This is a genomic window from Microbacterium sp., from assembly GCF_043427715.1.
Lineage (GTDB): Bacteria > Actinomycetota > Actinomycetes > Actinomycetales > Microbacteriaceae > Microbacterium.
In genome coordinates this window covers 1-6,103 of sequence record NZ_JBHWTD010000117.1, presented here as the reverse complement: position 1 = coordinate 6,103, position 6,103 = coordinate 1, and the positions used below count along the sequence as shown (strand labels likewise).

Genomic DNA, 6,103 nt, shown 5'->3' with positions numbered 1-6,103 from the left:
ACCCAGAGTCGGCGCGAACTCGATCGCAGAACGACCCGCGATCAGCCCTCGAACCGCGCCCGCCCGCGTCGCCCACGGAATCTTCCTCGACACAACGAACCTCCTCGACGAGGTGTTGCGCTAGGACTCTGAAACCGCCGGCGGTTTCGTGACGGAATGTGACACATTGCTCAATCCCGCCCGAAGGCGCCCGTCGCGCCCGGGCAGATCGGTCCGTCGCGCGCCGGTGTCGGCCGACCAGCGTACCGTGGAGACATGAGCGATCTCCGTTTCACGGACGAGAAGGATGCCGCGCGGTACACCCTGCACCGGGGCGATGACCTGGTCAGCGTGCTCGATTACAACGACGACGGCCGCACCGTCGCGCTGACCCGCGCGTTCACGATCCCCACCTTCCGAGGGCAGGGTTACGCGGCAGAGGTCGTCGCCCGTGCCGTCGCCGATCTCGAAGCGCGCGGCGACCGTACCGTCATCCCGGTCTGCTGGTACGTCGCCGACTGGTTCGACGCCCACCCCGAGCACGGCGCGCTGCTGCACACCCGCCGCGCGAGCTGACCCGGTCGCTACTCCTGAGCCGCGCCGCGGTCAACCCTGTCGCAGGAGCGGGCGACGGGGCCGAGACTGACCCGCGAACAGAGGAGTCAGCATGGACAGCGAGCACACCCCCGGCGACACCGTGAACGACGGCACCGTGAACGCGGAGCCGGCGGGCGGCTGGGATGACGGCGACGTCGCCGCGCCCGGTGGCGGTCCGGTCACCAACGCCGAGAAGGAGCAGGCCGATGAGGTCGATCGGGGTGGCAGCGGCGAGCCCGCCTTCCTCTCACCCGATGGCACCCCCGATGGGGCGTCGGACTCGTTCGTCGAGAGCGCGGAGATCCAGCAGGGCCTCGACCCCGACATCGTGACCGACGAGCAGGCCGATCAGGTCTGAGCGGTCTCCGCGACGAAGGAGCGGATCGCCGCGGCGGCGTCCGCGGCATCGGCGATGAGGGTCTCGTGCCCGCGACGCGCCACCACCGCCATGCGGCTGTCGGGGAGTGCGGCGGCGACCTCCTCGCACCAGCGCCGCGGGGAGAGTCGGTCGACGCCCCCGCGGATGACGAGGGCCGGCGCCTGCACCTTCGGGTAGATGAGCTCGGGCCGGTGTCGGAACATGGCGCGGATCTTCGCGGGCAGGTTGGGCCCGGCCCGAAGATACTCGCGAGCCCCGAGGTAGAGAACCTTGGGGCTCTCGTCGTAGATGTCGGCCAGCAGCCGCCCGAACTGGAGGACCGGATGCCGCGCGTGCCGGTCGACCGTCGGGGCGACCAGGACGAGGTGCGAGACGGTCTCGGGATGCCGCGCCGCGACCTCCGCGGCGACCTGCGACCCCATCGAGTGGCCCACCAGCACGACCGGGCCGCGGTCGAGGTGGCGGATGTAGTCCGCGATGAGGTCTGCCATCCGCTCGATCGTCGGCGTCCGCGGCGGCTCGGGGGCGTCGCCGTAGCCGGGCAGGTCAACGGCGGCGATCAGTGCGCTCTCCTGCAGCTGCGCCACCAGGTCGCCGAAGACGCGGCGACCCATCCCGATGCCGTGCACGAGGACGTAGGTGACCTCGGCGGATTCCGCGCCGGCGCGCTCGGCGATGATCCGGCATCCGTGGGCCTCGAACTCCTCCGTCAGTACGGTGGCGGGGAGGTCGGTCATCCTTCGAGCGTATTGCCTGACGCCGCCCGGCGACCCTCGCGGTCCCCGCGGACGACTAGCCTGGGACGGTTATGACAGACCCGAACACCGCCAGCATCCCGCTCTCTCCCACGCACCGCTGGCGGGCCTTCTGGGTCTGCGTCTCCGTCGCCGCGTTCACGATCCTCGACCTCAGCAAGATCAACGTCGCGCTGCCGTCTCTGGAGGAGTCCCTCGGCGCCTCCTCGACCCAGCTGCAGCTCGTCGTCTCGGGGTACATCCTCTCCTTCGGTCTCGCGCTCGTCCCGTTCGGACGCCTCGGCGATCAGCGGTCGCGGAAGACCCTGTTCGTCCTCGGTCTCGGACTGTTCACCCTCGCGAGCGCGCTGTGCGCACTCGCGCCGACCGTCGAGGTCCTGCTGGCCGCGCGCCTCCTCCAGGGCATCGCCGCCGGCATCCAGATGCCGCAGGTGATGGGCACCATCCAGCAGCTGTTCGTCGGGAAGGAGCGCGGCCGCGCGTTCGGTCTCTTCGGTGCGACGATCGGCATCGCGACGGCGTTCGGCCCCACCCTCGGGGGCGTGCTCGTCGCCGTCGGCGACTGGCGCTGGATCTTCTGGATCAACGTACCGCTGTGCCTCATCGTGCTCGCGGGAGTCATCCTGCTGCTGCCGCAGACGCGGAAGGCGACCGCCGGCAGGCTGCAGCTCGACCCCGTCGGCATCGTCCTGTTCGCCCTGACGGTGCTCGCGCTGATGTGGCCCTTCCTGTTCACGACGGGCTCGCCGGAGGACGACCCCGCCCGGTGGTGGCTGCTGATCGCCTTCGCCGTGTTTGCGGCGGCGTTCTACGCGTGGGAGCGGCGCTACGCGGCATCCGGCAAGCAGCCGCTGATCCCGTTCGGGATGTTCCGCATCCCCTCCTTCCGCAACGGCACCCTCGTCGCGGTCGCGTACTTCACCGCCGTCCCGTCGCTGTTCCTGCTGACGACCCTCTTCCTGCTGACCGGCGTCGGCATCTCGCCGGTGTTCGCCGGCATGGTCTCCATCGGCTTCGCCGTTGCGAGCGCGGTGACCTCCTACTACGGCGGCGTCCTCGTGAACCGGCTGGGTCGGCCCCTGGTGACCCTCGGTCTCGCCGTCGTGCTCGTGAGCGTCGCCACTCTCGCCGTCGTGGCGTACACGATGTCGCCCGAGACGGTGCCCTACGGCATGGCCGCGGTGCTGCTGGTCGCGGGCGCCGGTGGCGGCCTGGTCATCGCGCCGAACCAGACGCTGACGCTCGCAGAGATCCCGGTCCGCCAGGGCGGGCTCGCCGGTTCCGTGGGCCAGCTCGGACAGCGCGTGGGCACGTCAGTGGGAACGGCCATCGGCCTGTCCCTCTTCTACGCGACGATCTACCGCGAAGCGGACCTCGGCCGCGACACCTTCGCCGTCTACCACGACGCCTACGCATACGGCATGGCGGCCGCCGGCGGATTCATCGCGCTCGCTCTGCTGATCTCGGCCATCGACCTCCTCGGCGCGCGCCGACGGGGAACCCCCACGCCCACGCACTGAGCCGATCGCGCCCACCTCGCGGCGCGCGGAATCACCGCTCGCCCGCACGCCTGAGCGGCGATGTCGGAGGCCCCGCATACCGTGAAGACATGCGAATCCTGCACACCTCCGACTGGCACATCGGGCGGACCTTCCACGGTCACTCCACGCTCGACGCGCTGCGCGGCGTGCTCGAGACGCTGACCTCCCAGGTGCGCGAGCACGCGGTCGACGTCGTCATCGTCGCCGGCGACGTGTTCGACTCGGCGACCCCCGCGGCATCCTGCTACACGCTCCTCACCGACACCCTTCGCGGCCTCGCCGACGCCGGCGCGACCGTCATCGTCACGAGCGGAAACCACGACTCGGCGGCGCGCCTCGGCTTCCAGGCGGGGCTGCTCCGCGAGGGCATCCACGTGCTCACCGATCCCGACCGCATCAGCACGCCGGTGACGGTGGCCGACGCGCACGGGCCGGTGCACTTCTACGGCATCCCGTACCTCGAGCCGGCGCTCCTGCGGCACCGCGAGGGCGGCTGGGCGGGGGCGCGCACGCAGGCCGCCGTGCTCGGTCACGCGATGGACCTCGTCCGTACCGACCTCGCTGTCCGCGGCGGCCGTTCCGTCGCCATCGCGCACTCCTTCGTCGCCGGTGTCGAGCCGACCCCGCACCTCGAGCGCGACATCCAGCAGGGCGGTCTCGACCTCGTGCCGGTGTCGGCCTTCGACGGCGTCGACTACATGGCGCTCGGCCACATCCACGGGCGGCAGCAGGTGAGCGAGCGGGTCCGCTACGCGGGCGCCCCGCTGCACTACAGCTTCGGCGAGGGCGACAAGCCCCGGGGGTCGTGGCTCGTCGAGCTCGACGCTGACGGCTTCGCCGGTGCGCAGTGGCTGGGTCTTCCGGTGCCGCGCGCGCTCGTGACCCTCCGGGGCCCGTTTGAAGAGATCTTGACGGATGCCGCGCACGCGGCGCACGCGGACGCGTGGGTGTGCGTGGAGTACACCGATGACCTGCCGCAGGCCGACCCGCTCCGCCGCCTGCAGCAGCGCTTCCCGCACTGCGCGCGCGTCGCGCACACCCCGGCGGTGACTGCGGCGAGCCCGACGGCGACGTACGTCGAGCGGGTGCGCGCCGCGCGCAGCGACCGCGAACTCGTGGAGGCCTTCCTCGAGCACGTGCGGGCCGGCGAGGGCGCCTCCGAGCGCGAGGCCGAACTGCTCGCGGAGATCCTCGACGAGCGGGTGCTGCAGGAGTCTCACGCGTGAAGCTGCACCGCCTCGAGCTCACCGGGTTCGGGCCGTTCCGCCAGACGCAGACCGTCGACTTCGATGCGTTCGATCGCGACGGGCTATTCCTAATCACCGGTCGCACCGGGGCGGGCAAGTCCAGCATCCTCGACGGGGTCAGCTTTGCGCTCTACGGCAGCGTGCCCCGCTATGACGGCAGCGAGAAGCGGCTCCGCAGCGACCACAGCCACCTGTCGGATCCGACCGAGGTCCGATTGGAGTTCACCGTTGCGGGGAAACGGTGGCGCATCACGCGTTCGCCCGAGTACGAGCGGCCCGCCCAGCGCGGCGGCGGCCTCACGACGGAGAAGGCGCGTGCCGAGCTCGACGAGCTCGTGGACGGCGTGTGGATCGGCCGAGCGGCGAAGCTTCGTGAGGTGGGGCAGCTCCTCGACGAGGTGCTCGGGCTGAGCGCCGCGCAGTTCCAGCAGGTCATCCTCCTCGCCCAGAACAAGTTCTCCCGGTTCCTGCTCGCCCCGAACAACGAGCGCCAGCAGCTCCTGCGCACCCTCTTCGGCACCCGACGGTTCGAGGAGTACAAGGAGCGCCTCGAACAGCGCCGCCGCGACGCGCAGAAGGCGCTCGAGGGTGTCAGCACGCAGGCGCGGACTCTGCTCGATGTCGCCGAACGCGACGTGCACACCCACGGCCTCGCGGGTGACGAGGATGGGGAACGGGCCCCCGATGATCTCCCCTCGCGGCGGAGCGCGCTCGACCGCGCCCTCGGTCGCGCGGAGTACCGCGTCGAGGTCACCGGCAACCAGCGTCTCGCGGCCGCCGCCGCTGCCGACGCAGCGGCGATCACGTACCAAGACCTGTCGCGGGCCGAGAAGCTGCTCGCTGACCTCGCCGCCGCCCGCACCGACCTCGCCGCCCGCGAGGCGGAGCAGGTGGCGGTCGACGCCATCCGTGCCCGCCTCGATCTCGCCCGCGGGGCGGAGGGGCTCCGCTCCGCCGTCGACGCCGCTGAGCGAGCGGCCGTCGAGCTCGCCGCCGCGGACGCGGCCGTCACCACCGCCGAGGAGCACTGGCAGCTCGTCGGTGGGTCGGCGGACGACGACCTTGCGGCGGTCATCGAGCAGCTGACCGGCGACCTCGCCCGCGCGCAGTCCGCGCTCGCGCGCGAACAGGCGGTGCAGTCGCTCGACTCCGAGATCACGGACCGCGCCGCGCAGATCGAAGGACTGGAGACCGCGCGGGCCGCGATCGAGGTGCAGCTCGCTGAGGTGCCTGCCCGCCGCATCGTGGTGTCCCAAGAGCTCACCGCCGCTCGGGAGGGCGCCGGCCGGGTGGAGGCGCTCACCGCGCGTCGTGAGGTGCTGCTCGCGCAGAAGGATGCCGCCGAGCGGGCGGTCCGGCAAGCCCGCGCGTCGCAGGACGCCGACGCCCGCTACGCCGAGGCGAGCGTCGCCTCCGAGCGGGCGGTCGCCACCGTCAAAGACCTGCTGCACCGTCGCCTGCGCGGCTACGCCGGGGAGCTCGCCGCCGCGCTCGCACCGGGGGAGCCGTGCGCCGTCTGCGGGTCCACCGCCCACCCCGCTCCCGCCGTCGCCGACGCGGAGCCGGTCAGCGACGACGACCTCGCCGCCGCCGAAGCCGCAGTCA

The 6,103-nt window shown here is 71.9% G+C and carries 6 protein-coding genes; 5 read left to right on the top strand and 1 reads right to left on the bottom strand.

Annotated features, from left to right (window positions below):
- The first annotated feature begins 255 nt into the window (after window positions 1-255).
- Window positions 256-555: a GNAT family N-acetyltransferase gene (locus ACHFGS_RS12455; protein ID WP_394278950.1), complete on the top strand. Its 300-nt coding sequence runs from the start codon at window positions 256-258 to the stop codon at window positions 553-555.
- Between the two features lie 91 nt (window positions 556-646).
- Window positions 647-934, top strand: coding sequence for a hypothetical protein (locus ACHFGS_RS12450; protein WP_394278949.1), 288 nt, complete (start codon window positions 647-649; stop codon window positions 932-934).
- Here the strand turns inward: ACHFGS_RS12450 and ACHFGS_RS12445 are convergent.
- On the bottom strand, window positions 925-1,692 hold the full coding sequence (locus tag ACHFGS_RS12445) for an alpha/beta fold hydrolase (RefSeq protein WP_394278948.1): 768 nt from the start codon (window positions 1,690-1,692) through the stop codon (window positions 925-927). The two genes, ACHFGS_RS12450 and ACHFGS_RS12445, sit on opposite strands and share 10 nt — an antisense overlap.
- A gap of 71 nt (window positions 1,693-1,763) precedes the next feature.
- Between ACHFGS_RS12445 and ACHFGS_RS12440 the strand changes: the two genes are divergently transcribed.
- The 3 genes from ACHFGS_RS12440 to ACHFGS_RS12430 all read left to right on the top strand — a co-directional run.
- Complete coding sequence (locus ACHFGS_RS12440; RefSeq protein ID WP_394278947.1) at window positions 1,764-3,230, top strand: MFS transporter; 1,467 nt, start codon at window positions 1,764-1,766, stop codon at window positions 3,228-3,230.
- 89 nt (window positions 3,231-3,319) lie between these two features.
- The gene (locus tag ACHFGS_RS12435) at window positions 3,320-4,477 is read left to right on the top strand and encodes an exonuclease SbcCD subunit D (RefSeq protein WP_394278946.1); all 1,158 of its coding nucleotides are present in this window, start codon (window positions 3,320-3,322) and stop codon (window positions 4,475-4,477) included.
- Window positions 4,474-6,103, top strand: a 1,630-nt coding sequence (locus ACHFGS_RS12430) for an AAA family ATPase (protein WP_394289500.1), incomplete at its 3' end; no start/stop codon positions are given. The genes ACHFGS_RS12435 and ACHFGS_RS12430, both read left to right, overlap by 4 nt.

Excerpts from the sequence above, each read along its gene's own strand:
- ACHFGS_RS12455 (WP_394278950.1), top strand. The coding sequence starts at position 256 with ATGAGCGATCTCCGTTTCACGGACGAGAAGGATGCCGCGCGGTACACC.
- ACHFGS_RS12440 (WP_394278947.1), top strand. The coding sequence starts at position 1,764 with ATGACAGACCCGAACACCGCCAGCATCCCGCTCTCTCCCACGCACCGC.
- ACHFGS_RS12435 (WP_394278946.1), top strand. The coding sequence starts at position 3,320 with ATGCGAATCCTGCACACCTCCGACTGGCACATCGGGCGGACCTTCCAC.
- ACHFGS_RS12445 (WP_394278948.1), bottom strand. The coding sequence starts at position 1,692 with ATGACCGACCTCCCCGCCACCGTACTGACGGAGGAGTTCGAGGCCCAC.
- ACHFGS_RS12450 (WP_394278949.1), top strand. The coding sequence starts at position 647 with ATGGACAGCGAGCACACCCCCGGCGACACCGTGAACGACGGCACCGTG.